We start from the raw sequence: 604 nt of genomic DNA on the forward strand, positions 1-604 counted from the left end.
TATACTGTGAAGACGACATTCGCCGAAAATTCGAATTTCTCAATTAAGAGAACTCACAAATTTTACCTTAGCCTGAATAAACACCAGTGAAAGTGCTATCCAGTCTATCTTTCTATCACATACCCAAATTTTTAAAGAACGATCTAATCAAAGACTAGAAATCAACATTCATCATCACATCGATGGAATGCTCATTTCTAAGCTTTCAATATTCAGAAGCAGTAGTGGTGGAGCCAAGCGGGATCGAACCGCTGACCTCCTGCGTGCAAGGCAGGCGCTCTCCCAGCTGAGCTATGGCCCCATATTTCTACAGGCTTTTCCCACACAAAATTGGTGGGTCTGGGCAGATTCGAACTGCCGACCTCACCCTTATCAGGGGTGCGCTCTAACCAACTGAGCTACAGACCCAATTTCGGGCTGCTTCTTTCGTCTTCTTCAATGAATCAAGCAATTCGTGTGGGAACTTATGGAGCAGCTGATGTCGTCGATTAAGGAGGTGATCCAGCCGCAGGTTCCCCTACGGCTACCTTGTTACGACTTCACCCCAGTCATGAATCACACCGTGGTAACCGTCCTCCCGAAGGTTAGACTAGCTACTTCTGGT

At 46.5% G+C, this 604-nt stretch carries 2 tRNA genes and 1 rRNA gene; all 3 read right to left on the minus strand.

Going from position 1 to position 604, the window contains the following annotated elements:
* Positions 1-225: 225 nt before the first annotated feature.
* Positions 226-301: transfer RNA gene (locus K5E40_RS34390), tRNA-Ala, on the minus strand.
* Between the two features lie 30 nt (positions 302-331).
* Positions 332-408: transfer RNA gene (locus tag K5E40_RS34395), tRNA-Ile, on the minus strand.
* Positions 409-489: 81 nt separating this feature from the next.
* Positions 490-604: ribosomal RNA gene (locus K5E40_RS34400) — 16S ribosomal RNA — on the minus strand; the annotation flags it as partial.

This window comes from Pseudomonas baetica, assembly GCF_019733355.1.
GTDB classification, from domain to species: domain Bacteria; phylum Pseudomonadota; class Gammaproteobacteria; order Pseudomonadales; family Pseudomonadaceae; genus Aquipseudomonas; species Aquipseudomonas baetica_A.